The organism is Variovorax sp. ISS6 (genome assembly GCF_056523145.1).
On record NZ_JAWRZC010000001.1, the window covers coordinates 4,604,381 to 4,628,507 of the forward strand.

Genomic DNA, 24,127 nt, shown 5'->3' on the forward strand with positions numbered 1-24,127 from the left:
CTGCAAAATCGCTGCTGCAGCGGACGGCGTGCGCACGCGCGCGGACGGCCCGCCCGATACCTCTCAACCTTTGAAAAACCCCAGCCACACATGACAGTGAACTACACCCGGATCGGCGTCGTCGGCGCCGGTGCCATGGGGCGCGGCATCGCCCAGATCGCGGCCCAGGCCGGCAGCGAGGTGCTGCTGCTCGACAGCTTCGAGGGCGCCGCGGCGCGCGGGCGCGATGCCATCATCGCCCAATGGAACAAGCTGCACGAGAAGGGCCGCATCGACGAGGCCACGCGCGATGCCCAGATCGCGCGCGTGAAGATCGCCGAGTCGGCGCAGGCGCTGGCCGGCTGCGACCTCGTGATCGAGGCCGTGGTCGAGAACCTCGAGGTCAAGCGCAAGCTGTTCGCCGAGCTCGAAGCCATCGTCGCGCCCGATGCGACGCTGGCCACCAACACTTCCTCGCTCTCGGTGACCGCGATCGCGGCCGGCCTCAAGCACCCCGAGCGCTTCGCGGGCTTCCATTTCTTCAACCCGGTGCCGCTGATGAAGGTGGTCGAGGTGGTGGCCGGCTTCAAGACAGCGCCCGAGGTCTGCACCCGGCTCGCGGGCTATGCCGCGCAGATGGGCCACAGCGCGGTGCAGGCGCAGGACACGCCCGGCTTCATCGTCAACCACGCCGGCCGCGGCTACGGCACCGAGGCACTGCGCATCGTGGGCGAAGGCGTGACCGACTTCGTGACCGTCGACCGCATCCTGCGCGAGCAGGCGGGCTTTCGCCTCGGCCCCTTCGAGCTGCTGGACCTGACCGCGCTCGACGTGTCGCATCCGGTGATGGAATCGATCTACCGCCAGTACTACGACGAGCCGCGCTACCGTCCGAGCGTGATCACCGCGCAGCGCCTCGCGGCCGGCGCGCTGGGCCGCAAGACCGGCGAAGGCTTCTACCGCTACGAGGACGGCGCCATGCAGCAGGCGCCCGAGGCACCGGCGCCGAAGCTCGACACCCTGCCCGCCGTGTGGGTCTCGCCACGCGCCGCGCGCCGCGCCGAGCTGCTGCGCCTGGTCAACACGCTGGGCGCGCAGATCGACAGCGGTGCCACGGCCTCGCCGCAATCGCTGATCCTGGTCGCGCCGCTGGGCTTCGACGTCACCACCGTCGCGGCCGTCGACCGCCTCGATGCCACGCGCACGGTCGGCATCGACATGCTGATCGACGACGCGGCCAGCAAGCGCCGCGTGCTCGCCACCAACCCCGCCACGCGGCGCGACATGCGCGACGCAGCCCACGCCCTCTTCGCGCGCGACGGCAAGGCCGTGAGCGTGATCCGCGACAGCGGCGGCTTCGTCACGCAGCGCGTGATCGGCACCATCGTCAACATCGCGGCCGACATGTGCCAGCAGCGCGTGTGCACGCCGGGCGACCTCGAGACCGCGGTGCAGCTGGGCCTCGGCTATCCGCGCGGCCCGCTGGCCATGGGCAACCTCTACGGTCCGACCAACATGCTCGAGGTGCTGTTCAACATGCAGACCGTCTACGGCGATCCGCGCTATCGCCCGAGCCCGTGGCTGCGCCGCCGCGGCGCGCTGGGCCTGAGCCTGCTGCACGAGGAAGAGTGAGCCGCGACATGACCGCCGAACTCAAGAGCACGAGCGAAGGTCGCACCATGGTGCTGACGATCGCCAATCCCAGCCAGCGCAACGCGCTCGGCCCCGAGATCTATGCCGCCGGCATCGAGGCGCTCAACGGCGCCGAGAACAGCAGCGAGATCCGCAGCGTGGTCATCGTGGGCGAAGGCCCGTGGTTCTGCGCCGGCGGCTCGCTGCAGCGGCTGCAGGCCAACCGGCAGCGCGAGCGCTCGGTGCAGGCCGAGAGCATCGAGGGGTTGCACAACTGGATCGACTCGATCCGCACCTTTCCGAAGCCGGTGATCGCGGCCGTCGAGGGCCCGGCCGCGGGCGCGGGCTTCTCGCTCGCGCTGGCCTGCGACTTCGTGGTGGCCGCGCGCGACGCGGTGTTCGCCGCCTCGTACAGCAACGTCGCGCTGTCGCCCGACGGCGGACTGAGCTGGCATCTCGCGCAGATGCTGCCGCGCCAGCTCGCGAGCGAATGGCTGATGAACGGCGAGCGCATCGGCGCCGAGCGGCTGCATGCGCTGGGCCTGGTGAACACGCTGAGCGATCCGGGCCAGGCCCTGGCCGGTGCGCTCGCGCTGGCCGCCAAGCTCAACGAGCGCGCGCCCAACTCGCTCGCGAGCATCAAGGAGCTGCTGAGCGAAGGCCGCGGCGCCACGCTCTCGTCGCAGCTGAGCCAGGAGCGCGACCACTTCGTGCGCAACCTGCACCACGCCAATGCCGGCATCGGCATCGCCGCTTTCCTCGAGAAGAAGAAGCCCCAGTACGAGTGAGTACGCGTGACGGGCAGCGGCGCCTCGCGTCGCTCCCGTGACAACCCTACGCCTTTCAGTCGCCGACAGGACAGACCATGGACGACCCCATTCTTACCATCGAAGAACGTGAAGCGATCAACAGCGGTCGCTGGTTTTCTTCCCTCTCCCCTTCGCTCAGGCACGACATCCTCCGATGCGCATTCGTCAGACGGTACAAGGACGGCGACCTGATCGCCGCGCGCGGCGATCCGCCCGAGCACTGGATCGCCTGTGCCAAGGGCGCGGTGCGCGTGAGCTCCACGGCCGTCTCGGGCAAGCAGGTGACGCTGACCTACGTGGAGCCGGGCATCTGGTTCGGCGACGTGGCGATGTTCGACGGGGACCGGCGCACGCACGATGCCTATGCGCATGGCGACAGCACCATCCTGTGCGTGGCGCGCGCCGACTTCCAGAAGATCCTGGCCGCGCACGTCGAGCTCTACGAGGCGCTGATGCGCCTGCAGGCACGGCGCATCCGCACGCTGTTCGGGCTGGTGGAAGACCTCAACACATTGCCGCTGCGCGCGCGGCTGGCCAAGCAGCTCATCCACCTGGTGCGCAGCTACGGCGTGCCCAACCTGGACGACGGCAGCCAGATGCGCATCGGCCTGCAGCTGGCGCAGGAAGAACTCGCGCAGCTGCTGGGCGCCTCGCGCCAGCGCGTGAATCAGGAACTCAAGACCATGGAACGCGAGGACATCATCCGCATCGAGCCGGCCGGACTGGTGGTGCTCGATCGCGCGGCATTGATGCGCGTCTCGGAATCGGATCGATAGCATGAGCCAGGATTTTTCGAACTTCGTCGGCACCCGCGCGGTGTCGCAGCAGCACGCCTTCGACGTCGACGCGCTGTCGGCCTGGCTCGAGAAGAACCTCGAGGGCTTCAAGGGTCCGCTCACGGTCGAGATGTTCAAGGGCGGCCAGTCCAACCCGACCTACAAGCTGGTCACGCCCACGCAGAGCTACGTGATGCGCGCCAAGCCCGGCCCGGTCGCCAAGCTGCTGCCCTCCGCGCATGCGGTGGAGCGCGAGTTCAAGGTGATGAGCGGCCTGGCCGGCACCGACGTGCCCGTGCCGCGCATGCACTGCCTGTGCGAGGACGAGGCCGTGATCGGCCGCGCCTTCTACGTGATGGAGTTCATGCAGGGCCGCGTGCTCTGGGACCAGTCGCTGCCGAACATGAGCAATGCCGAGCGCAGCGCCATCTACGACGAAATGAACCGCGTGATCGCGGCGCTGCACACGGTGAAGTACGCCGAGCGCGGCCTCGCCGACTACGGCAAGCCCGGCAACTACTTCGAGCGCCAGATCGGCCGCTGGAGCAAGCAGTACGTGGCCTCGATCACACAGCCCATTCCCGAGATGGACAAGCTCATGGAGTGGCTGCCGGCGCACATGCCCGCGAGCGCGCGCGACGAGAACATGACCTCGATCGTGCACGGCGACTTCCGGCTCGACAACCTGATGTTCCACGCCACCGAGCCGCGCGCGATCGCGGTGCTCGACTGGGAGCTGTCGACGCTGGGCCATCCGCTGGCCGACTTCAGCTACCACTGCATGTCCTGGCACATCTCCGGCGCGACCTTCCGCGGCATCGCGGGCCTCGACCACGCGAGCCTGGGCATCCCGACCGAGAGCGAATACATCCGCAAGTACTGCGAGCGCACCGGCCTCACCACGCCCGAGGCGCTGGCGCCCGACTGGAATTTCTACCAGGCCTACAACCTGTTCCGCATGGCCGCGATCCTGCAAGGCATTGCCAAGCGGGTCGAGGCCGGCACCGCATCGAGCGAGCAAGCCGTGGCCTCGGGCCGCGGTGCCCGTCCCATGGCCGAAATGGCCTGGCAATTCGCGCAGCGAGCATGAGCCTCCCGGCTTTTCACGTCGCCCTCCGGCATGTGATCCGCCGCCCCTCGCGGGGGAGGCCCGGCCCGCTCGTGCGCTCACGAAACGCACAACGCACCCTGTGCGCACACGGCCGTACCGGCGGCTAGGCACCACCCGAGCCGCCCGCCCTTCACCCCCAACGGAGACCCCCATGGATTTCGAATACTCGGCCAAGACCAAAGACCTCCAGAAACGCGTCAGCGCGTTCATGGACGAGCACATCTATCCCGCCGAAGCCGAATACGCCGCCGAGCTCGCGGCCAACACGGCGGCCGGCAAGCGCTGGACCGCGCTCAAGACGGTCGAGAAGCTCAAGGACAAGGCCAAGGCCCAGGGCCTGTGGAACCTGTTCCTGCCGGTCGACAGCGCGGCCGCCTCGGGCTATGACGGCGCCGGCCTCACCAACCAGGAATACGCGCCGCTGGCCGAGATCATGGGCCGTGTGCCATGGGCTTCGGAAGCCTTCAACTGCTCCGCGCCCGACACCGGCAACATGGAAACCATCGCGCGCTACGGTTCCGAGGCCATCAAGGCACGCTGGCTCAAGCCGCTGCTCGAAGGCCAGATCCGCTCGGCCTTCGCGATGACCGAGCCCGACGTGGCCTCGAGCGACGCGACCAACATCTCGACGCGCATCACGCGCGAAGGCGACGAGTACGTCATCAACGGCCACAAGTGGTGGATCTCGGGCGCCGCCGATCCGCGCTGCGCCGTGTTCATCACCATGGGCAAGAGCGATCCCGAGGCGCCCAAGCACTCGCAGCAGAGCATGGTGATCGTGCCGGCCGACGCCAAGGGCATCCGCATCGTGCGCCCGCTCAACGTGATGGGTTACGACGACGCGCCGCACGGCCACGTCGAGATGTACTTCGAGAACGTGCGCGTGCCGGTCGACAACATCCTGCTCGGCGAAGGCCGCGGCTTCGAGATCGCCCAGGGCCGCCTCGGCCCGGGACGCATCCACCACTGCATGCGCCTGATCGGCCTGGCCGAGCGCGCGCTCGAGCTGATGTGCCGTCGCGCCTCGTCGCGCGTGGCCTTCGGCAAGACCGTGGCTTCGCAGACCGTGACGCAGGAACGCATCGCCGAGGCGCGCTGCAAGATCGACATGGCCCGCCTGCTCACGCTCAAGGCCGCCTGGCTCATGGACGTCGCCGGCAACAAGGTCGCGAAGAACGAGATCGCGATGATCAAGGTGGTGGCGCCTTCGATGGCCTGCCAGGTGATCGACTGGGCCATGCAGGTGCATGGCGGCGGCGGCATGTGCGACGACTTCCCGCTCGCCTACGCCTATGCCGGCGCGCGCACGCTGCGCTTCGCCGACGGTCCGGACGAAGTGCACCGCAACGCGATCGCCAAGTGGGAGCTGGGCAAGTACGCACCGGGCAAGGCCGAGGCCGAGATGCCGGTCACGCGCTTCTGAGCGAGCGCTTTCCCAAAAGAAAAGGGCGCGATCTTCGCGCCCTTTTCTTCTTCCGCCGGCGATGAAGGTTCAGAGCTTCTTCTGCATGAACATCGCGCTGCCGAAGGCCGGGTCGAGCTGGTAGTCGGCGAAACCTTCGCGCTCGTAGGCCTTGCGCGCGGACACGTTGCCCGACAGCACCTCGAGCGTGAGCTTGCAGGCACCGCGTGCGCGGGCCTCCTGCTCCACCTTTTCGAGCATACGCTGCGCGAGCCGCTGGCCGCGGTGGCTGGGCGCCACGACCACGTCGTGCACGTTCACCAGCGGGCGGCAGGCGAAGGTCGAGAAGCCTTCGACGCAGTTGATCAGTCCAACTGGTTGGCCGTCGTCGTAGGCGAGCACGCTGAAGGCCTGGGGACGGGCCGCGAGCGCGGCCGGCAGTTCGGCACGCACCTGCGCGCTCAGGGGCGTGCCACCACCGGCCGGATCGCGCGCATAGCCATCGAGCAGTTCGACCAGCGCCGCGGCCTGCGCGGAGTCGCGATAGTCGGCGAGCACGACCTCGATCGTCACTTCGCACCTTCCACCGTGGCCACGAGGCGCCTGGCGCTGGCTTCGGCCACCTGTGCATCGCGCGCCTCGACCATCACGCGCAGCAGCGGCTCGGTGCCGCTGGCACGGATCAGCACGCGGCCGGCGTCGCCGAGCTCGGCCTCGATGCGCTTCGTTTCGCTGGCCAGCGCCGCGTTGTCCTTCCAGTTCTGGCCGGGCGAAAGGCGCACGTTGATCAGCGCCTGCGGGAACAGCGTCACGCCCTCGAGCAACTGCGCCACGCTCTTGCCGCTGCGCACGCAGGCCTGCAGCACCTGCAGCGCGCTCACGATGCCGTCGCCGGTGGTGTGGCAGTCGAGCGCCAGCAGGTGGCCCGAGCCCTCGCCGCCCAGCAGCCAGCCGTGCTTCTCGAGTTCCTCGAGCACGTAGCGGTCGCCGACCTTGGCACGCACGAACTCGATGCCCTGTCCACGCAGCGCCACCTCGACCGCCTTGTTGGTCATCAGCGTGCCGACGACGCCGGCCGGCTTGCTGCCGCGCGCGATGCGCTCGGCCACCATCAGGTAGAGCAGCTCGTCGCCGTTGAAGAGGCGGCCGCTGGCGTCCACCAGTTGCAGCCGGTCGGCGTCGCCGTCGAGCGCGATGCCGTAGTCGGCCTTCTGGGCCGTCACGGCGGCGATCAGGGCTTCGGGGTGCGTGGCACCGAAACCGTCGTTGATGTTGAGGCCGTCGGGCGTGCAGCCGATGCTCTGCACCTCGGCACCCAGCTCGTGGAACACGTCGGGCGCCACCTGGTAGGCCGCGCCGTGGGCCGCGTCGACCACCAGCTTCAGGCCGCGCAAGGTGAGGTCGTTGGAGAAGGTGCTCTTGCAGAACTCGATGTAGCGGCCGGCCGCGTCGTTGAGGCGGCGCGCCTTGCCCAGGCCGGCCGACTCGGCCCAGACCGGGTCTTCCTCGAGCGCGGCTTCCACCGCGAGTTCCCACTCGTCGCTGAGTTTGGTGCCCTGCGCGCTGAAGAACTTGATGCCGTTGTCGGGATAGGCGTTGTGGCTCGCGCTGATCACCACGCCGAGGCTGGCGCGCTGCGCGCGCGTGAGGTAGGCCACGCCCGGGGTCGGCAGCGGACCGAGCAGCACCACGTCGACGCCGGCCGAGTTGAAGCCCGATTCGAGCGCCGACTCGAGCATGTAGCCCGAGATGCGGGTGTCCTTGCCGATCAGCACGGTGGGCCGGGCCTCGGTCTTCTTGAGCACGCGCCCCACCGCATGCGCGAGGCGCAACACGAAGTCGGCGGTGATCGGCGAACGGCCGACGGTGCCACGGATGCCATCGGTGCCGAAGTACTTGCGAGTCATGTTCTTGTCTTTTCTTTGGATGTTTGAAGGAATATTTCTGGAGAAAGCTGGCCCGGCTGCCGTGGCGATCCGATGGCTATGCGGCGGCCTTCATCGCGCGCCAGACCGCGAGCGCGGCGACCGTGTCGCGCACATCGTGCACGCGCACGATGGCAGCACCATGATCGACTGCGAGCACGGCGGCGGCCACGCTGGGCACCATGCGCTGCGCGGCCTGCTCGATGCCGGTGACGGCGCCGATCGAGGACTTGCGCGACCAGCCCAAAAGCAGCGGATGGCCCGCGCCGATCAGCTCGCGCTGCCGGGCGAGCAGCGCGAAATTCTGCGCCACGGTCTTGCCGAAGCCGATGCCGGGATCGAGCGCGATGCGTTCGGGCGCGATACCGAGCGCGCCCAGGGCATCGAGCTGCGCGCGCCAGAAGTCCAGCACCTGCGGCACGACCTCGCCGTCCATCGGCGCGGCCTGCATGGTCTGCGGATCGCGGTGCATGTGCATCAGGCAGATGCCGCACGAGGGATGCGCGGCGACCGCCTCGCGCGCGCCGGGCTGGCGCAGCGCCCAGATGTCGTTGACGATGTCCGCGCCGAGGTCGAGCACCGCGCGCATGACCTCGGGCTTGTAGGTGTCGATGGAGAGCGGGACGTTCAGGCGCACCGCTTCGCGCACCACCGGCAACACGCGCGCCAGTTCGGCCTCGAGCGGCACGGCGGGACTGCCGGGCCGGGTGGATTCGCCGCCGATGTCGAGGATGTCGGCCCCCTCCTCCAGCAGTTGCTCGCAGTGGCGCAGCGCGGCCGCGGTGGAGGCATGGGCGCCGCCGTCGGAGAAGGAGTCGGGCGTGACGTTCACGATGCCCATCACGCGCGGCTGCGTGAGGTCGATCGTGAAGCGGGAGGTCTGCCAGGAAGACATGGGGAGCGTCGTCATGCGGCGGTGACGGCCCGAACATGGAAAACGGGGCCTGAGGCCCCGTTGCTGTTTGATGCCAGACGCACTTCTCAGGCGGCGGTCGGCGAAGGTTCTGGATTCACGGCCGGCGTGCCGCCGTTGCCGCCACCGTTGCTGCCCGAGGGGGGCGTGCGCGGCGTCCAGTCCTTGGGCGGGCGCGGCTCCTTGCCGGCCATGATGTCGTCGAGCTGCTCGGAGTCGATGGTTTCCCATTCGAGCAAGGCCTTGGCCATGGCGTGCATCTTGTCGCTGTTCTCTTCGATCAGGCGACGCGCCAGCGCGTACTGGTCGTCGATGATGCGGCGCACTTCGGAGTCGACCTTTTCCATGGTCTGCTCGCTCATGTTGGTGGTCTTGGTGACCGAGCGGCCCAGGAACACTTCGCCTTCGTTCTCGGCATAGACCATCGGGCCGAGCGCATCGCTCATGCCGTACTTCATGACCATGTCGCGCGCCAGGTTGGTGGCACGTTCGAAGTCGTTGCTCGCGCCGGTGGTCATCTGGTGCATGAACACTTCCTCGGCGATGCGGCCGCCGAACAGCATGCTGATCTGGTTCAGCATGTACTCGCGGTCGTAGCTGTAGCGGTCCTGCGCCGGCAGGCTCATGGTCACGCCGAGGGCGCGGCCGCGCGGAATGATCGTGACCTTGTGGACCGGGTCGCACTTGGGCAGCAGCTTGCCGATGAGGGCGTGGCCGGACTCGTGGTAGGCCGTGTTGCGGCGCTCTTCCTCGGGCATGACCATGCTCTTGCGCTCGGGGCCCATGAAGATCTTGTCCTTGGCCTTCTCGAAGTCCTGCATCTCGACCACGCGCGCATTGCGGCGGGCGGCCATCAGGGCGGCTTCGTTGCACAGGTTGGCCAGATCGGCACCCGACATGCCGGGCGTGCCGCGCGCGATCACGCTCGGGTTCACGTCCTGGCCCAGCGGGACCTTGCGCATGTGCACGCCGAGGATCTGTTCGCGGCCGCGGATGTCGGGCAGCGTCACGTAGACCTGGCGGTCGAAGCGGCCGGGGCGCAGCAGGGCCGCGTCCAGGATGTCGGGGCGGTTGGTGGCAGCCACCACGATCACGCCGAGGTTGGTCTCGAAGCCGTCCATCTCGACCAGCATCTGGTTGAGGGTCTGCTCGCGCTCGTCGTTGCCGCCGCCGAGGCCGGCACCGCGCTGGCGGCCCACCGCGTCGATTTCGTCGATGAAGATGATGCAGGGGGCGTTCTTCTTGGCGTTCTCGAACATGTCGCGCACGCGGGCCGCGCCCACGCCGACGAACATTTCGACGAAGTCGGAACCCGAGATCGAGAAGAACGGGACCTTGGCTTCGCCGGCGATCGACTTGGCCAGCAGGGTCTTGCCGGTGCCGGGCGGGCCGACCAGCAGCAGGCCGCGCGGAATGCGGCCGCCGAGCTTCTGGAAGCGCTGCGGGTCCTTGAGGAAGTCGACGACTTCGCGCACCTCTTCCTTGGCCTCGTCGCAGCCCGCGACGTCGGCGAAGGTGACGGTGTTGTTGTTCTCGTCCATCATGCGCGCCTTGCTCTTGCCGAAGCTGAAGGCACCGCCCTTGCCGCCGCCCTGCATCTGTCGCATGAAGTAGACCCACACGCCGATCAGCAGCAGCATCGGGCCCCAGCTGACCAGCAGGGTCATGAGCAGGGAGCCCTCCTCGCGCGGCTTGACGTCGAACTTGACGTTGTTGGCGATCAGGTCGCCGACCAGGCCGCGGTCGAGGTAGGTGGCCGTCGTGCGGATCTTGCGGTCGTCGTTGGTGATCGCGACGATCTCGCTGCCGCCCTGGCCTTCCTGGATCGTGGCGCTCTTGATGCGGTTGCCGCGGACTTCCTCGAGGAAGTCCGAATAACCGATATTGCCTGCGCCGGCGGCGCCGCGGGTGTCGAACTGCTTGAACACAGTGAACAACACCATCGCGATGACAAGCCAGACGGCAACTTTGGAAAACCACTGATTGTTCAAACGAAGCTCCAGTCGAAAGCGCGTGACGGGAAGATGAAAATACGCGCTTGGGTACGCAGTTGCGCCCCATTTTAGGCTTTTCAAGCTGCGAAAAGCTCGGATTTCCCTAAAGCAGCCATAGCCTGACAAGGGTTTGGGCGGTTTTCGGTATCAACGCGTATCAGACGCCGGTTTTCAGGCCGATCCCGACCATGAAGGTCTCGGCCGAGCGGTCGCGCGAGGCCTTGGGCTTGAACGGCTTCACGATGCGGAAATGGGCCTTGAAGAGCTTCACGAGCTGGTCGTAGCCGCTGCCGTGGAACAGCTTGGCCACCAATGCCCCCTCGGGCTTGAGGTGGTGCTGCGAGAAATCGATGGCCAGCTCGATCAGGTGGGCGATCCGCGCCGCGTCGGCCGACTCGATGCCCGAGAGGTTGGGCGCCATGTCCGAGACCACCACGTCGGCCTTGCGGCCGCCCAGCGCCTCGGTGAGCTGGGCCAGCACCCTGTCCTCGCGGAAGTCGCCCTGCAGGAAGTTCACGTCCTCGATCGGCTCCATCGGCAGGATGTCGATCGCGACGATGGTGCCCTCGAGCGCGCCGGTGGCGGCCCCGCCCGGCGACATGCGCCGGCGCACGTACTGGCTCCAGGCGCCGGGAGCCGACCCGAGGTCGACCACCAGCTGGCCGGGCTTGATGAGGCCCAGCGCCTCGTCGATTTCCTTGAGCTTGTAGGCCGCGCGGGCGCGGTAGCCCTCCTTCGTGGCCAGTTTCACGTAGGGATCGTTGACGTGGTCGTGCAGCCACGCCTTGTTGACTTTCTTGGGCTTCGCCTTGGTGCTCATGGATTGGCCTGGGTACCGGCCCCGGTTTCTTCGGGGGCCGGCGGGTCGGCTCGTGGAGGTGCTGTTCTACGTCCGATAATACGGGGATGCCCGCCATTCAACTTACCCCTGCCGAGCGCAAGGTGCACCGCGCCGAAGCTCACCACCTGGATCCGATCGTCATGGTCGGTGGCGACGGGCTCACCCCTGCCGTGAAGAAGGAGGCCGATGCGGCCCTCAAGGCCCACGGCCTCATCAAGGTGCGCGTCTTCTCCGACGACCGCGCCGCGCGCGAAGCGATGCTGCAGGAGCTGGCCGACGAGCTCGATGCCGCCCCGATCCAGCACATCGGCAAGCTGCTGGTGCTGTGGCGTCCCAAGCCCGTGAAGGAACGCGTCGTCGACGAGGACCGCATGCCCGGCCCGCGCGACGTCAAGATCGTCAAGTACAGCAAGCGCGGCGGCCAGCGCCCCGAGATCAAGACCCTGCGCGTGCTCGGCAACCAGCGCCTCACGCCCGGCGGCACGATCAAGCGCGCCAAGGCCAAGCGGCCGCTGTCGGCCAAGAAGCGCAACCAGGCGGACTGAGCTTGGCGCCAGCACAGGGCGCCACGCGCCATATCCTCTGCATGAAATGGGGCACCAAGTACGGCCCCGAGTACGTCAATCGGCTCTATGCCATGGTGCGCCGCCACCTGAGCGGCGATTTCCGCTTCGTCTGCCTGACCGACGACGGCCAGGGCGTGCGGCCCGAAGTCACCTGCCTGCCGATCCCGCCGCTGAACCTGCACCTGGCGCCGGGCCAGCGCGACGGCGCCTGGAAGAAGCTGACGACCTTCGAGGCCGACCTGCACGGCCTGCGCGGCACCGCCCTCTTCCTCGATCTCGACGTGGTGATCGTCGGCAGCCTCGATGCCTTCTTCGAACACCCGGGCGACTTCCTGATCATCCGCGACTACGACCGCTTCTGGCGGCGCGGCCGCATCACCGGCAACTCCTCGGTCTACCGCTTCGAGCTCGGCGCGCATGCCGACGTCCTCGGCTACTTCCGCGATCATCTCGACGAGGTGCAGGCGCGGTACCGCAACGAACAGACCTACCTGTCCGACGTGCTGCACAGGCAGGGCAAGCTGGCCTACTGGCCCGACGGCTGGTGCCCGAGCTTCAAGTACCACGGCATCCCCGCCTGGCCCTCCAACTACTGGAAGGCGCCGTTCGTGCCGCGGGACGCGCGGATCATGGTGTTCCACGGCGAGGTCAACCCGCCCGATGCGCTGGCCGGCCGGCGCAACCGACGCTTTCGCTACATCCGCCCGGCGCACTGGGTCGCCGAGCACTGGACCGAGTAAGGTCCTTCCGGGCCTCAGCGCGGCCGCTGGCCGCCGCTCATGCGCCAGAGCAGCACGCTGGCACACAGCCACTGCACCAGGTACATCCCGCTGCCCACCGAGTGCCAGAGCTTGAGGTTCTCGCGCGCCACGATGCGCGGCGCCACGGCGTACTGCTGCAGCAGCGCGAGCAGCATGGCGGCCAGCACCAGGAACAGGGCCGTCAGCACCGGCGGCGTCATGCCGTCGTCGGCCTTGGCGCGGAAATGGATCAGCAGGATGAGCCCGCACAGCAGCGCGATCCAGCTCTGGGCCTCGAACAATTGCGCCGCGAAGTTGCCCGCCACCGAGGGATTGCCGAGCCGCGCGAACAGCATCGGCACGACGAGAAAGCCGATGGTCGTGAGGCTGCCCCACCAGAGGGCGGCCAGCATCAGCGCGACACGGTCCTTCATCGCAGCGCCGTTCAGAGGTAGCTGACCGCCACGATCTCGTAGCGCTTGAGGCCGCCGGGCGTCTGCACCTCGACGCTGTCGCCCTCTTCCTTGCCGATCAGCGCGCGCGCGATCGGGCTCGACACGTTGATCAGGCCTTGCTTCAGGTCGGCCTCGTCCTCGCCCACGATCTGGTACTTGACCGGATCGCCGCTGTCCTCTTCCTCGAGTTCGACCGTGGAGGCGAAGACCACCTTGCCGCCGGCATCGAGCTCGGTCGGGTCGATCACCTGCGCGGCCGACAGCTTGCCCTCGATCTCGATGATGCGGCCCTCGATGAAGCCCTGGCGATCCTTGGCGACCTCGTACTCGGCGTTTTCGCTGATGTCGCCCTGGGCGCGTGCCTCGGCGATCGCATTGATGATCGCGGGCCGCTCCACCGTCTTGAGGCGGCGCAGTTCGTCGCGCAGCTTCTCCGCGCCGCGCTTGGTGATGGGGATGGTTGTCGCCATATATCGTTCTCCATAAAGCGAAACCGCCGAACGCTGCCGTTCGGCGGTCGATGGGGGAAGGCTCTCAAACGAGAGGTCGTCCGGTCAGCCGGCTCAGGATGGCGAGCGGGCTCGAAGCGGGATTGTATTGCTTCGCCGCGTCCAGGTGCAGGGTCTGTTCGAGCATGTACTGCCCGGCCATCACCGCGTGCGAGGTCTGGTCGGAGAAGCACACCCAGACCGAGCCGGGCGGGAACTCGGCGTTCTCCTGCGGCGAGGTCTTCTGGTAGTCGAGGTCCGACTTCATGCCGTCGTGCAGCTGCAGCATCAGGTGGTCGTACTCGCTGCGGAAGGACTTGGTCACGTGCAGCGCCTGCAGCAGCCTGGCCTGCCAGCGCGCATAGGGCTTGGCGCGCGGCAGGAAGCGGCGCGCGATATCCTCGAAGGGCTCGCCCACGCGCCAAACGCGCGGCGCGCCATCGGGATTGACGTTGGTGAACACGCGCAGGATGCGCTCGCCGTAGTTGGGCCGCGAGGGAAAGGCGTCGACGTGCAGCCGCCGGTCGTCGGCACGCCACGACTGCACGCGCGTCTCGACCTGCGCCGGGCGGTAGCTGGTGGGCGCGAGCCGCAGCGCGGGCACGTAGTGCGGCAGCAGCCCATGGATGAGCTGCTGCGCCTGCGCGCGAAAACGCCCGACCATGCCGGCCGCGAGTTGCTGCACCGCCTCGTCGCCCACGGCGCCCTTGAGCCTGCCGTTGGCGTCGAGGCTGATGTTGCGCACGTCGGGCGACAGCAGCGCGGGCGTGAGCAGCGCGCGTTCCTGCGGCAGCAGCTCGAAGCCCAGCCGCGGGAAGTACAGCACCTTGCCGGCCTCGAGCGCGGCGATCCACGCCTCGTTGGGCGTGGCCGCGCTCCAGTCGTCCAGCGCCAGTTCGACGAGCTGCGTTTCCATCGCGAGGCTCAGGCCGCGGCCAGCTGCGCGTGCATCTCCTGCACCGAGATCACGTCGAGGTCGTCCATGTAGCGCATGCCTTCGACCGCGGCTTCGGCGCCGAAGATCGTGGTGAAGGTGGTCACGCGCGCCAGCAGCGCCGAGGTGCGGATCTGGCGCGAGTCGGTGATCGCGTTGCGGCGCTCCTCGACCGTGTTGATGACCAGCGCGATCTCGTTGTTCTTGATCATGTCCACGATGTGCGGGCGGCCTTCGGTCACCTTGTTCACCGTCGCGCACTCGATGCCCGCGGCGTTGATGGCCGCGGCCGTGCCCTTGGTCGCGATCAGCACGAAGCCCAGCTGCGCCAGGCCACGCGCGACCTCGACCGCGCGCGTCTTGTCGTTGTTCTTCACCGAGATGAAGGCCTTGCCCGACTTCGGCAGGTGCGTGCCGGCGCCGAGCTGCGACTTCACGAAGGCCTCGCCGAAGGTCTTGCCCACGCCCATCACTTCGCCGGTCGACTTCATCTCGGGGCCGAGGATGGTGTCCACGCCCGGGAACTTGACGAACGGGAACACGGCTTCCTTCACGCTGAAGTACGGCGGCGTCACTTCCTTCGTCACGCCCTGCGACGCGAGCGACTGGCCCGCCATGCAGCGGGCCGCCACCTTCGCGAGCTGGATGCCGGTGGCCTTGCTGACGTAGGGCACGGTGCGCGAGGCGCGCGGATTGACCTCGAGCACGTAGATCGTGTCCTTGCCATCCTTCTGCTGGATCGCGAACTGCACGTTCATCAGGCCGACCACGTTCAGCGCCTTGGCCATCGCGGCGCTCTGGCGCTTGAGCTCGGCCACGGTCTCGGCCGACAGGCTGTACGGCGGCAGCGAGCAGGCGGAATCGCCCGAGTGCACGCCGGCCTGCTCGATGTGCTCCATCACGCCGCCGATCAGGGTCTGGCCCTCGGCGTCGCGCAGACAGTCGACGTCGCATTCGACGGCGTCGTTGAGGAAGCGGTCGAGCAGCACCGGCGAATCGTTGCTGACCTTGACCGCCTCGCGCATGTAGCGCTCGAGGTCGCGCTGCTCGTGCACGATCTCCATCGCGCGGCCGCCGAGCACGTAGCTCGGGCGCACCACCAGCGGATAGCCGAGTGCCGCGGCCTTCTCGAGGGCCTCGGCTTCGGTGCGCGCGGTGGCGTTCGGCGGCTGCAGCAGCTGCAGTTCGTGCAGCAGCTTCTGGAAGCGCTCGCGGTCTTCGGCCGCGTCGATCATGTCGGGCGAGGTGCCGATGATCGGCACGCCGTTGGCCTCGAGGTCGAGCGCGAGCTTCAGCGGCGTCTGGCCGCCGTACTGCACGATCACGCCGACCGGCTTTTCCTTGTCGACGATCTCGAGCACGTCCTCGAGCGTCAGCGGCTCGAAGTACAGGCGGTCCGAGGTGTCGTAGTCGGTCGACACGGTTTCGGGATTGCAGTTGACCATGATGGTCTCGTAGCCGTCCTCCCGCATCGCGAGCGCGGCATGCACGCAGCAGTAGTCGAACTCGATGCCCTGGCCGATGCGGTTGGGACCGCCGCCGAGCACCATGATCTTCTTCTTGTCCGAGGGGTCGGCCTCGCACTCGTCCTCATAGGTCGAGTACATGTAGGCGGTGTCGGTCGAGAACTCGGCCGCGCAGGTGTCCACGCGCTTGTAGACCGGGCGAACGCCGAGCTCGCGGCGCTTCTCGCGGATCGCGGTGTCGGTGGTGCGCAGCTGCTTGGCCAGGCGACGATCGGAGAAGCCCTTCTTCTTCAGCGCCAGCAGCGTGTCGCGGTCGATGTCGGCCAGCGACTTGGTCTCGAGCTCGAGCTCGATCTTCACGATCTCCTCGATCTGCACCAGGAACCACGGGTCGATCTTGGTCAGCGCGAACACCTCGTCCACGCTCAGGCCCTGGGCGAAGGCATCGCCCACGTACCAGATGCGCTCGGGGCCGGGCTCGCCGAGTTCCTTCTCGAGCACTTCGCGGTCCTGCGTCTTCTCGTTCATGCCGTCGACGCCGACCTCGAGGCCGCGCAGCGCCTTCTGGAACGATTCCTGGAAGGTACGGCCCATGGCCATCACCTCGCCCACCGACTTCATCTGGGTGGTGAGGCGCGAATCGGCCTGCGGGAACTTCTCGAACGCGAAGCGCGGAATCTTGGTGACCACGTAGTCGATCGAGGGCTCGAACGAGGCCGGCGTGGCGCCGCCGGTGATCTCGTTGCGCAGCTCGTCGAGCGTGTAGCCCACGGCCAGCTTGGCCGCGACCTTGGCGATCGGGAAGCCGGTGGCCTTGGAGGCCAGCGCCGACGAACGCGACACGCGCGGGTTCATCTCGATCACGACCATGCGGCCGTCCTTCGGGTTGATCGAGAACTGCACGTTCGAGCCGCCGGTGTCGACGCCGATCTCGCGCAGCACGGCCAGCGAGGCGTTGCGCAGGATCTGGTATTCCTTGTCCGACAGCGTCTGCGCGGGCGCCACGGTGATCGAGTCGCCGGTGTGCACGCCCATCGGGTCAAGGTTCTCGATCGAGCAGACGATGATGCAGTTGTCGGCCTTGTCGCGCACGACCTCCATCTCGTATTCCTTCCAGCCGAGCAGCGATTCCTCGATCAGCAGCTCGTTGGTCGGCGAGGCCTCGAGGCCGCGCTTGCAGATGGTCTCGAACTCCTCCGAGTTGTAGGCGATGCCGCCGCCGGTGCCGCCGAGCGTGAAGCTCGGGCGGATCACGGTCGGGAAGCCCACGCTCTTCTGCACCGCCCAGGCCTCGTCCATCGAGTGCGCGATGCCCGAGCGCGCCGAGCCCAGGCCGATCTTGGTCATCGCGTCCTTGAACTTCAGGCGGTCCTCGGCCTTGTCGATGGCCTCGGGCGTGGCGCCGATCAGCTCGACCGGCTTTCCGGTGGCCGCGCCCTGGTACTTGTCGAGCACGCCGTTGCGCCAGAGGTCGAGCGCGCAGTTCAGCGCGGTCTGGCCGCCCATGGTCGGCAGGATCGCGTCGGGACGCTCCTTGGCGATGATCTTCTCGACCGTCTGCCAGGTGATCGGCTCGATGTAGGTGACGTCGGCCGTGGCCGGGTCGGTCATGATCGTCGCGGGATTGCTGTTGATCAGGATGACCTTGTAGCCCTCCTCGCGCAGCGCCTTGCAGGCCTGCACGCCGGAATAGTCGAACTCGCAGGCCTGGCCGATGATGATCGGGCCGGCGCCGATGATGAGGATCGATTTGAGGTCTGTGCGCTTAGGCATTCTCTTTCTCCGTCTTTTCCGTCTTGTTCTTTTCCATGAGTGCCGTGAAGCGATCGAACAGGTAGCCGATGTCGTGCGGGCCGGGCGAGGCTTCGGGGTGGCCCTGGAAGCAGAACGCGGGCTTGTCGGTGCGCGCCAGGCCCTGCAGCGTGTTGTCGAACAGGCTCACGTGGGTGGGACGCAGGTTCGCCGGCAGCGACTTCTCGTCGACCGCGAAACCGTGGTTCTGGCTCGTGATGCTGACGCGGCCGCTGTCGAGGTCCTTGACCGGGTGGTTCGCGCCATGGTGGCCGAACTTCATCTTGAAGGTCTTCGCGCCCGAGGCCAGCGCCATGATCTGATGGCCCAGGCAGATGCCGAAGGTCGGGATGCCGGTCTCGATCAGTTCCTTGACGGCGCTGATCGCGTAGTCGCAGGGCTCCGGGTCGCCGGGGCCGTTGGCCAGGAAGATGCCGTCGGGCTTGAGCTTGAGCACGTCGGCCGCGGGCGTCTGGGCCGGCACCACGGTGATGCGCGCGCCGCGCTGGGCGATCATGCGCAGGATGTTCTTCTTGACGCCGTAGTCGAAGGCCACGACGTGGAAGCGCGGCGTGATCTGCACGCCATAGCCCGACCCCAGCTTCCACTCGGTCTCGGTCCACTCGTAGGTCTGCTTGACCGACACGACCTTCGCCAGGTCGAGGCCGGCCATGCTCGGCGCGGCCTTGGCGGCGGCGATCGCCTTGTCGATCAGCGCCTGGGTGACCGCTTCCCCTTCGGCCAGTCCCAGGATGCAGCCGTTCTGCGCGCCATGCGTGCGCAGGTGGCGGGTCAGCTTGCGGGTGTCGATGTTGGCGATGGCGACGGTCTTGCCCTCCACCAGGTACTGCGACAGCGTCGCGGTATGGCGGAAGTTGGAGGCGATCTGCGGCAGGTCACGGATGATGAGGCCCGCGGCATGGATCTTGTCGGCCTCGATGTCCTCGGGATTGACGCCGTAGTTGCCGATGTGCGGATACGTGAGCGTCACGATCTGCTGGCAGTAGCTCGGGTCGGTGAGGATTTCCTGGTAGCCGGTCATCGCGGTGTTGAACACCACTTCGCCGACGGTGGAGCCGGTGGCTCCGATCGAGTTGCCTTGAAAGACCGTGCCGTCTGCGAGCGCCAGGATGGCGGGCGGGAAACTTCCCTTGAGAGACAAAAGCACTGGGTTCTCCGGATGGTTACGGTCGCCCGGCGTCCCGGGCTTCGAAGCCTTGGGACTGCTGCTTAAGGGGAAGATGGCGTGGAATGCGGCCGGGCGACGCTGATTTGCGAGTAAGCCCCCGATTGTAGCCCGGCGGCCGCGGCCTCTTGCCTCGCGGGGCATGAAGATTCGCTAGCGCGTACACCAGCCATGCGTCAATGGCATGAACCCGGCGGGCAACTGAGAATGTTTCTTATCCTTTGAGGGCCGACGCGCCGCTGGCATGCAGGCAGATGGCGGCGGCCGCGGCCACATTGAGCGATTCCTCGCCGCCGGGCTGCGCGATGCGGATGTGGTGCGTGGCCAGCGCCTCGAGCGCGGCCGACACGCCCTGCCCTTCGTGGCCCAGCAGCCAGGCGCAGGGATGCGGCAGCTTCGCCGCGTGCAGCCAGTTGCCGCGGTGCGAGCTGGTGGCGACCAGCGGCACCGCCAGTGCCGCGAGCGCCTCGGCATCGACACCCTCGATCAGCCGCAGGCCGAAATGGGCGCCCATGCCCGCGCGCAGCACCTTGGGCGACCAGAGCGCCGCCGTGCCCTTGAGCGCGATCACCTGCTGGAAGCCGAAGGCGGCGGCGCTGCGCAGCACCGAGCCGACATTGCCGGCGTCCTGCAGCCGGTCGAGCACCACGGTGGGTGCCTCGGGCAGCACCGCGGGCCGCTCGGGCAGCTCGAGCAGGAAGCCCATCGGCGCCGGCGATTCCAGCCCGCTCGCCGCCTTCAGCAGTTCGTCGTCGACGACCACGGTCTTGGCGGCATCGCGCGACCATTCGGCGGGAACCTGCGGCCAGAACGACAGCGAGAACACGGCCACCGACGGCGTCACGCCACGCGCCAGCGCGGCGCGGCACAGGTGGTCACCCTCGAGCCAGATGCGGCCCAGCTTGCGGTAGGCGCCCGGGTCCTGCGCCAGCTTGCGCAGGTCCTTGAGCAATGGGTTGTCGCGTGAGCTGATGCGGCTCGGACCCGCGGGCGTGGTCATCGGATCAGGGCGCCGAGCGCAGTTCGATGGCCACGACCTGGGTCTGCACCGCAACCGCGGGCAGCGTGGATTCGACCTGGACCACCGGCATCGCCGGCGCCATGCGCGCCAGCGCGGCCGCCACGGGACTGAACGAGCGCCGGTGGTGCACGCAGGCGCCATGCTGCAGCAGGGCCTCCAGATGCTCGGGCGTGCCGTAGCCCTTGTGGCCCGCGAAGCCGTAGTGCGGAAACTCCTGGTGCAGCTGCTCGCAGAGCCGGTCGCGGTGCACCTTGGCCAGGATCGACGCGGCCGAGATCGCCTTCACTCGCGCATCGCCCTTGACGATGGCTTCGGCCAGCACGTCGAGCTGGGGCAGCCGGTTGCCGTCCACCAGCACCTTGGCCGGCTTCAGGCGCAGGCCCTCGACCGCCCGGCGCATCGCGAGCATGGTCGCCTGCAGGATGTTGTGGGTGTCGATCTCCTCCACGCTGGCCTGCGCGATCGAGCAGCACAGCGCCTTGGCCATGATCTGGTCGTGCAGGCGCTCGCGCTGCAGCGCGGTCAGGGTCTTGGAGTCGGCCAGGCCGCGAATCGGGCGCTCGTCGTCGAGGATCACGGCCGCGGCCACCACCGGCCCGGCCAGCGGACCGCGTCCCGCTTCGTCCACGCCCGCCAGCAGGCCGGGAGCGTCCCAGGCCAGGGGCGCCTGCTCAGCCTTCAAGAACTTTCTGGATCGCATCGGCGCACAGTGTCGGCGTATCGCGCTGCAGTTGCACGTGGAGTTCGGCAAAACGCGCCTCGAGCGCGCGCACCCGCTCGGGCGCGTCGAGCCATTCGAGCGTGGCCTGGGCCAGCGCCTCGGGCGACGCGGCTTCCTGCAGCAATTCGGGCACCACGAAGTCGCGGCACAGGATGTTGGGCAGCCCGACCCAGGGCTGGAGCTGCTTGCGCTGCATCATCCGCCACGAGAGGCTGTTCATGTTGTAGGCGATGACCATCGGCCGCTTGAACAGCGCAGCCTCGAGCGTGGCGGTGCCGCTGGCGATCAGCGTGACGTCGCAGGCGGACAGCGCGGCATGCGACTGGCCGTCGAGCAGCGTCACCGCGTCGCCCAGGCCGCTGGCCTTCAGCAGCGCCTCGACCTCGGCGCGCAGGCCCGGCAGGATCGGCGCCACGAAGCGCAGCGCGGGCCGCGCCTTGCGCATCAGCGCGGCGGCTTCGAAGAAACGGGCCGCCAGGTAGCGGACCTCGGAGCGCCGGCTGCCCGGCAGCAGCGCCACCACCTGCGCGTCGGGCGCGAGGCCCAGCGAGGCGCGCACCGCCGCACGGTCGACCGTCATGGGAATCACGTTGGCCAGCGGATGCCCGACGTAGCTCGCCTGCACGCCCTGCGAGGCCAGCAGCTCGGGCTCGAACGGGAAGATGCACAGCACGTGGTCGGCCGCGGCGCGGATCTTCTCGATGCGCTCGGGCCGCCAGGCCCAGATCGACGGGCAGACGAAGTGCACCGTCTTCATGCCGCGCCCGCGCAGGCCGGCCTCGAGGTCGAGGTTGAAATCGGGCGCGTCGACGCCGATGAAGAGCTCGGGCCATTCGCGCAGCAGCCGCGCCTTGAGCTGGCGCCGGATGCCCGCGATCTCGGCGTAGTGGCGCAACACTTCGATGTAGCCGCGCACCGCGAGCTTTTCCTGCGGCCACCAGCTCTCGAAACCGTGCGCCAGCATGCGCGGGCCGCCGATGCCGGCGGTTTGCAGATCGGGCCAGCGCGCGGTGAGGCCGTCGAGCAGCAACCCGGCCAGCAGGTCGCCGGATGCTTCGCCGGCGACCAGCGCGAAGCGTCGCTGCCCGTTGGATGTCATCGCTGGACGCTCAGCGCGCGATGCCGCGCGTGGAAGTGGCGAGGAAGCCGTCCATCAACGCCACGTCGGCCGCGGCATCGGGCGTTTCGGCAGCCAGCGCGGCGATGCCGGCGCGCGCCTCCTCGAGCGTCTTGCCCTGGCGGTACAGCAGCTTGTGCATGTCGCGGATGGCCGCGATGCGCCCAGCCGAGAAATCGCGCCGGCGCAGGCCGACCAGGTTCACGCCGCGCACCGCGAGCGGGGTGCCGTCGACCACCATGTAGGGTGGCACGTCCATCGCGACATGGGTGCCGAAGCCGATCATCGCGTGCGCGCCGACGCGCATCCGCTGGAGGATGCCCACCAGCCCGCCGACGGTGACCCAGTCGCCGATATGCACATGGCCGGCCAGCGTGGTGTTGTTGGCCATGGTGATCTGGTTGCCGAGCTGGCAGTCGTGCGCGATGTGCACGTAGGCCATGATCCAGTTGTCGTCGCCGATACGGGTGACGCCCGCATCCTGCACAGTGCCGACATTGAAGGTGCAGAACTCGCGCACCGTGTTGCGGTCGCCGATCGTGAGCTCGGTCGGCTCGCCCGCGTGCTTCTTGTCCTGCGGTACCGCACCCAGCGAGGAGAACTGGAAGATGCGGTTGTCGCGGCCGAGGGTCGTGTGACCCTCGATCACGCAATGCGAGCCGATGACCGTTCCCGCACCGATACGCACATGCGGACCGATCACGGTATAGGGACCGACCGCGACCGACGGATCGAGTTCGGCCTTGGGATCGACGATGGCCGTCGGATGAACCTGCGTCATGCGCCGATCGTCAGGCGTTGATCTGGCGCATCGCGCACATCAGCGAGGCCTCGCAGGCCAGCTCGCTGCCCACCAGCGCCCGACCCTTGAACTTCGAGATGCCGGCCTTCATGCGCTCGATCTCGACCTCCAGCGTGAGCTGGTCGCCCGGCTCCACGGGCCGCTTGAAGCGCGCGCCGTCGATCGCGGCGAAGTAATAGACGGTGTTGTCGTCGGGCACGATGTCGAGCGAACGGAACGACAGCAGCGCCGCGGCCTGCGCCATGGCTTCGAGCATCAGCACGCCGGGCATCACCGGGCGATGCGGGAAATGGCCGTTGAAGAACGGCTCGTTCATGGTCACGTTCTTGAGCGCCGTGATGCGCTTGCCCTTCTCCATGTCCAGCACGCGGTCGACCAGCAGAAAAGGATAGCGGTGCGGCAGCAGCTTGAGGATTTGATGGATGTCGAGCGTCGTCGTCATGGTGGTCTTCTGTTCCTGCATCGTCGTCATTGTTGGGGGGGAGCCTTCTCCAGCGCCTTCAGTCGTTCGCGCAGGCTGTGCAACTGCTTGAGCGTTGCAGCGTTCTTTTCCCAGGTCGCATTGTCATCGATGGGGAACATGCCGGTGTACTGGCCGGCCTTGCGGATGGAGCGTGTCACCACGGTGGCGGCGGACACGTGGACGTTGTCGGCCACGCTCAGGTGGCCCAGCACGATGGCACCGCCCCCGAAGGTGCAGTTGGCGCCGATGGTCGCGCTGCCGGCCACGCCGACACAACCCGCCATCGCGGTGTTGCGGCCGATGCGCACGTTGTGGCCGATCTGGATCAGGTTGTCGAGCTTCACGCCGTCCTCGAGCACGGTGTCGTCGAGCGCGCCGCGGTCGATGCAGGTGTTGGCGCCGATCTCGACGTCGTTGCCGACGCGCACCGCGCCGAGCTGCTCGATCTTGACCCAGCCCTCCTTGCTCGGCGCGAGACCGAAGCCGTCGGCGCCGATGACCACGCCCGGATGCAGCAGGCAGCGCTCGCCGATCGTGCAGTCCTCGCTCACGGTGACGCGCGACTTCAGCACCGTGCCGGCGCCGATGCGCGCGCCACGCTCGATCACGCACAGCGCGCCGATGCGGGCCGTGGGGTCGACCTGCGCTTCGGGATGGACCACGGCCGAGGGATGGATGCGCTCGGCCTCGGGCCGTGCATGGCTCGACTTCCACAGCTGCGTGAGCCGCGCGAAATAGAGGTAGGGATCTGCCGCGACGATGTAGGCCCCGCGCGCGGCTGCGGCCTCGCTCATCGCGGGCGACACGATCACGCAGGCGGCCCTGGAGGCCGCGAGTTCCTGCTGGTATTTGGGATGGCTCAGGAAGCTGAGCGCATCGGGCTGTGCATTCTGGAGCGGGGACAGCCGCTCGATGGACAGCGTCGCATCGCCATGAAGCTCGCCCCCGAGGGCGTCAACGATGGCTCCTAGCTGCAGCGCCACGCCGGTACGCGG

The 24,127-nt window shown here is 68.0% G+C and carries 23 protein-coding genes; 7 read left to right on the forward strand and 16 right to left on the reverse strand.

Annotated features, from left to right (window positions below):
- The first annotated feature begins 90 nt into the window (after window positions 1-90).
- The 5 genes from AC1HIL_RS21370 to AC1HIL_RS21390 all read left to right on the forward strand — a co-directional run bounded on the left by AC1HIL_RS21370 (window position 91) and on the right by AC1HIL_RS21390 (window position 5,730).
- Window positions 91-1,611 (forward strand): 3-hydroxyacyl-CoA dehydrogenase, encoded by a 1,521-nt coding sequence (locus AC1HIL_RS21370; protein ID WP_479669959.1) that lies wholly within the window; start codon window positions 91-93, stop codon window positions 1,609-1,611.
- Between the two features lie 8 nt (window positions 1,612-1,619).
- Window positions 1,620-2,399 (forward strand): oxepin-CoA hydrolase, alternative type, encoded by a 780-nt coding sequence (locus AC1HIL_RS21375; RefSeq protein ID WP_057596382.1) that lies wholly within the window; start codon window positions 1,620-1,622, stop codon window positions 2,397-2,399.
- A 77-nt stretch (window positions 2,400-2,476) separates the two neighbouring features.
- The gene (locus AC1HIL_RS21380; RefSeq protein ID WP_057596365.1) at window positions 2,477-3,196 is read left to right on the forward strand and encodes a Crp/Fnr family transcriptional regulator; all 720 of its coding nucleotides are present in this window, start codon (window positions 2,477-2,479) and stop codon (window positions 3,194-3,196) included.
- A gap of 1 nt (window position 3,197) precedes the next feature.
- The gene (locus AC1HIL_RS21385; RefSeq protein WP_057596364.1) at window positions 3,198-4,286 is read left to right on the forward strand and encodes a phosphotransferase; all 1,089 of its coding nucleotides are present in this window, start codon (window positions 3,198-3,200) and stop codon (window positions 4,284-4,286) included.
- A gap of 172 nt (window positions 4,287-4,458) precedes the next feature.
- Entirely contained in the window at window positions 4,459-5,730 is a 1,272-nt protein-coding gene (locus AC1HIL_RS21390) for an acyl-CoA dehydrogenase family protein (protein WP_057596363.1), read from the forward strand.
- 69 nt (window positions 5,731-5,799) lie between these two features.
- Here AC1HIL_RS21390 and AC1HIL_RS21395 read toward each other — a convergent pair whose 3' ends face one another.
- The 5 genes from AC1HIL_RS21395 to AC1HIL_RS21415 all read right to left on the reverse strand — a co-directional run bounded on the left by AC1HIL_RS21395 (window position 5,800) and on the right by AC1HIL_RS21415 (window position 11,361).
- Window positions 5,800-6,282 carry a GNAT family N-acetyltransferase gene (locus tag AC1HIL_RS21395; RefSeq protein WP_479669960.1) on the reverse strand — a complete coding sequence of 161 codons (483 nt, stop codon included), beginning with the start codon at window positions 6,280-6,282 and terminating at the stop codon, window positions 5,800-5,802.
- Window positions 6,279-7,616: a phosphoglucosamine mutase gene (gene glmM / locus AC1HIL_RS21400; protein ID WP_479669961.1), complete on the reverse strand. Its 1,338-nt coding sequence runs from the start codon at window positions 7,614-7,616 to the stop codon at window positions 6,279-6,281. Before glmM ends, AC1HIL_RS21395 begins: the two co-directional genes overlap by 4 nt.
- A gap of 76 nt (window positions 7,617-7,692) precedes the next feature.
- Window positions 7,693-8,529, reverse strand: coding sequence for a dihydropteroate synthase (folP, locus tag AC1HIL_RS21405; protein WP_479669962.1), 837 nt, complete (start codon window positions 8,527-8,529; stop codon window positions 7,693-7,695).
- Window positions 8,530-8,615: 86 nt separating this feature from the next.
- Window positions 8,616-10,538 (reverse strand): ATP-dependent zinc metalloprotease FtsH, encoded by a 1,923-nt coding sequence (gene ftsH / locus AC1HIL_RS21410; protein WP_057591678.1) that lies wholly within the window; start codon window positions 10,536-10,538, stop codon window positions 8,616-8,618.
- Window positions 10,539-10,698: 160 nt separating this feature from the next.
- A complete protein-coding gene (locus AC1HIL_RS21415) occupies window positions 10,699-11,361 on the reverse strand; it encodes an RlmE family RNA methyltransferase (protein ID WP_479669963.1) in 663 nt (220 codons plus the stop codon).
- Window positions 11,362-11,447: 86 nt separating this feature from the next.
- Between AC1HIL_RS21415 and AC1HIL_RS21420 the strand changes: the two genes are divergently transcribed.
- A complete protein-coding gene (locus tag AC1HIL_RS21420; RefSeq protein ID WP_057591676.1) occupies window positions 11,448-11,927 on the forward strand; it encodes a YhbY family RNA-binding protein in 480 nt (159 codons plus the stop codon).
- Between the two features lie 41 nt (window positions 11,928-11,968).
- On the forward strand, window positions 11,969-12,688 hold the full coding sequence (locus AC1HIL_RS21425) for a hypothetical protein (protein ID WP_057591675.1): 720 nt from the start codon (window positions 11,969-11,971) through the stop codon (window positions 12,686-12,688).
- A 14-nt stretch (window positions 12,689-12,702) separates the two neighbouring features.
- On the opposite strand, the gene AC1HIL_RS21430 is transcribed toward AC1HIL_RS21425, so the two are convergent.
- The 11 genes from AC1HIL_RS21430 to lpxD form a co-directional block, all read right to left on the reverse strand.
- Window positions 12,703-13,122, reverse strand: a complete 420-nt coding sequence (locus tag AC1HIL_RS21430; RefSeq protein WP_057591674.1) for a DUF4149 domain-containing protein — start codon at window positions 13,120-13,122, stop codon at window positions 12,703-12,705.
- Window positions 13,123-13,133: 11 nt separating this feature from the next.
- Complete coding sequence (greA, locus tag AC1HIL_RS21435) at window positions 13,134-13,613, reverse strand: transcription elongation factor GreA (protein WP_057591673.1); 480 nt, start codon at window positions 13,611-13,613, stop codon at window positions 13,134-13,136.
- Between the two features lie 64 nt (window positions 13,614-13,677).
- The gene (locus tag AC1HIL_RS21440) at window positions 13,678-14,547 is read right to left on the reverse strand and encodes a Kdo hydroxylase KdoO (protein WP_057591672.1); all 870 of its coding nucleotides are present in this window, start codon (window positions 14,545-14,547) and stop codon (window positions 13,678-13,680) included.
- Window positions 14,548-14,555: 8 nt separating this feature from the next.
- Window positions 14,556-17,804 (reverse strand): carbamoyl-phosphate synthase large subunit, encoded by a 3,249-nt coding sequence (gene carB / locus AC1HIL_RS21445; protein ID WP_057591671.1) that lies wholly within the window; start codon window positions 17,802-17,804, stop codon window positions 14,556-14,558.
- Window positions 17,797-18,990, reverse strand: a complete 1,194-nt coding sequence (gene carA / locus AC1HIL_RS21450) for a glutamine-hydrolyzing carbamoyl-phosphate synthase small subunit (RefSeq protein WP_057591670.1) — start codon at window positions 18,988-18,990, stop codon at window positions 17,797-17,799. Before carA ends, carB begins: the two co-directional genes overlap by 8 nt.
- Before the next feature lie 232 nt (window positions 18,991-19,222).
- Window positions 19,223-20,008, reverse strand: coding sequence for a TrmH family RNA methyltransferase (locus AC1HIL_RS21455; protein ID WP_479669964.1), 786 nt, complete (start codon window positions 20,006-20,008; stop codon window positions 19,223-19,225).
- Between the two features lie 4 nt (window positions 20,009-20,012).
- Window positions 20,013-20,729, reverse strand: coding sequence for a ribonuclease HII (gene rnhB, locus AC1HIL_RS21460; RefSeq protein WP_479669965.1), 717 nt, complete (start codon window positions 20,727-20,729; stop codon window positions 20,013-20,015).
- Window positions 20,701-21,849 carry a lipid-A-disaccharide synthase gene (gene lpxB, locus AC1HIL_RS21465; RefSeq protein ID WP_398499071.1) on the reverse strand — a complete coding sequence of 383 codons (1,149 nt, stop codon included), beginning with the start codon at window positions 21,847-21,849 and terminating at the stop codon, window positions 20,701-20,703. The genes rnhB and lpxB overlap by 29 nt, the downstream gene beginning before the upstream one ends.
- 10 nt (window positions 21,850-21,859) lie before the next feature.
- Window positions 21,860-22,648 (reverse strand): acyl-ACP--UDP-N-acetylglucosamine O-acyltransferase, encoded by a 789-nt coding sequence (lpxA, locus tag AC1HIL_RS21470; protein ID WP_479669966.1) that lies wholly within the window; start codon window positions 22,646-22,648, stop codon window positions 21,860-21,862.
- Between the two features lie 10 nt (window positions 22,649-22,658).
- On the reverse strand, window positions 22,659-23,141 hold the full coding sequence (fabZ, locus tag AC1HIL_RS21475; protein WP_172705594.1) for a 3-hydroxyacyl-ACP dehydratase FabZ: 483 nt from the start codon (window positions 23,139-23,141) through the stop codon (window positions 22,659-22,661).
- Complete coding sequence (gene lpxD / locus AC1HIL_RS21480) at window positions 23,138-24,115, reverse strand: UDP-3-O-(3-hydroxymyristoyl)glucosamine N-acyltransferase (protein WP_479669967.1); 978 nt, start codon at window positions 24,113-24,115, stop codon at window positions 23,138-23,140. Before lpxD ends, fabZ begins: the two co-directional genes overlap by 4 nt.
- Window positions 24,116-24,127: the final 12 nt, after the last annotated feature.

Bases quoted from the DNA above. Each gene is read 5' to 3' on its own strand.
- AC1HIL_RS21370 (WP_479669959.1), top strand. From the start codon at position 91: ATGACAGTGAACTACACCCGGATCGGCGTCGTCGGCGCCGGTGCCATG.
- fabZ (WP_172705594.1), bottom strand. From the start codon at position 23,141: ATGACGACGATGCAGGAACAGAAGACCACCATGACGACGACGCTCGAC.
- greA (WP_057591673.1), bottom strand. From the start codon at position 13,613: ATGGCGACAACCATCCCCATCACCAAGCGCGGCGCGGAGAAGCTGCGC.
- AC1HIL_RS21440 (WP_057591672.1), bottom strand. From the start codon at position 14,547: ATGGAAACGCAGCTCGTCGAACTGGCGCTGGACGACTGGAGCGCGGCC.
- AC1HIL_RS21420 (WP_057591676.1), top strand. From the start codon at position 11,448: ATGCCCGCCATTCAACTTACCCCTGCCGAGCGCAAGGTGCACCGCGCC.
- glmM (WP_479669961.1), bottom strand. From the start codon at position 7,616: ATGACTCGCAAGTACTTCGGCACCGATGGCATCCGTGGCACCGTCGGC.
- AC1HIL_RS21455 (WP_479669964.1), bottom strand. From the start codon at position 20,008: ATGACCACGCCCGCGGGTCCGAGCCGCATCAGCTCACGCGACAACCCA.
- AC1HIL_RS21385 (WP_057596364.1), top strand. From the start codon at position 3,198: ATGAGCCAGGATTTTTCGAACTTCGTCGGCACCCGCGCGGTGTCGCAG.
- AC1HIL_RS21390 (WP_057596363.1), top strand. From the start codon at position 4,459: ATGGATTTCGAATACTCGGCCAAGACCAAAGACCTCCAGAAACGCGTC.
- carB (WP_057591671.1), bottom strand. From the start codon at position 17,804: ATGCCTAAGCGCACAGACCTCAAATCGATCCTCATCATCGGCGCCGGC.
- AC1HIL_RS21375 (WP_057596382.1), top strand. From the start codon at position 1,620: ATGACCGCCGAACTCAAGAGCACGAGCGAAGGTCGCACCATGGTGCTG.
- AC1HIL_RS21425 (WP_057591675.1), top strand. From the start codon at position 11,969: ATGAAATGGGGCACCAAGTACGGCCCCGAGTACGTCAATCGGCTCTAT.
- AC1HIL_RS21430 (WP_057591674.1), bottom strand. From the start codon at position 13,122: ATGAAGGACCGTGTCGCGCTGATGCTGGCCGCCCTCTGGTGGGGCAGC.
- lpxB (WP_398499071.1), bottom strand. From the start codon at position 21,849: ATGACATCCAACGGGCAGCGACGCTTCGCGCTGGTCGCCGGCGAAGCA.
- folP (WP_479669962.1), bottom strand. From the start codon at position 8,529: ATGTCTTCCTGGCAGACCTCCCGCTTCACGATCGACCTCACGCAGCCG.
- AC1HIL_RS21415 (WP_479669963.1), bottom strand. From the start codon at position 11,361: ATGAGCACCAAGGCGAAGCCCAAGAAAGTCAACAAGGCGTGGCTGCAC.
- AC1HIL_RS21380 (WP_057596365.1), top strand. From the start codon at position 2,477: ATGGACGACCCCATTCTTACCATCGAAGAACGTGAAGCGATCAACAGC.
- lpxA (WP_479669966.1), bottom strand. From the start codon at position 22,648: ATGACGCAGGTTCATCCGACGGCCATCGTCGATCCCAAGGCCGAACTC.
- rnhB (WP_479669965.1), bottom strand. From the start codon at position 20,729: ATGCGATCCAGAAAGTTCTTGAAGGCTGAGCAGGCGCCCCTGGCCTGG.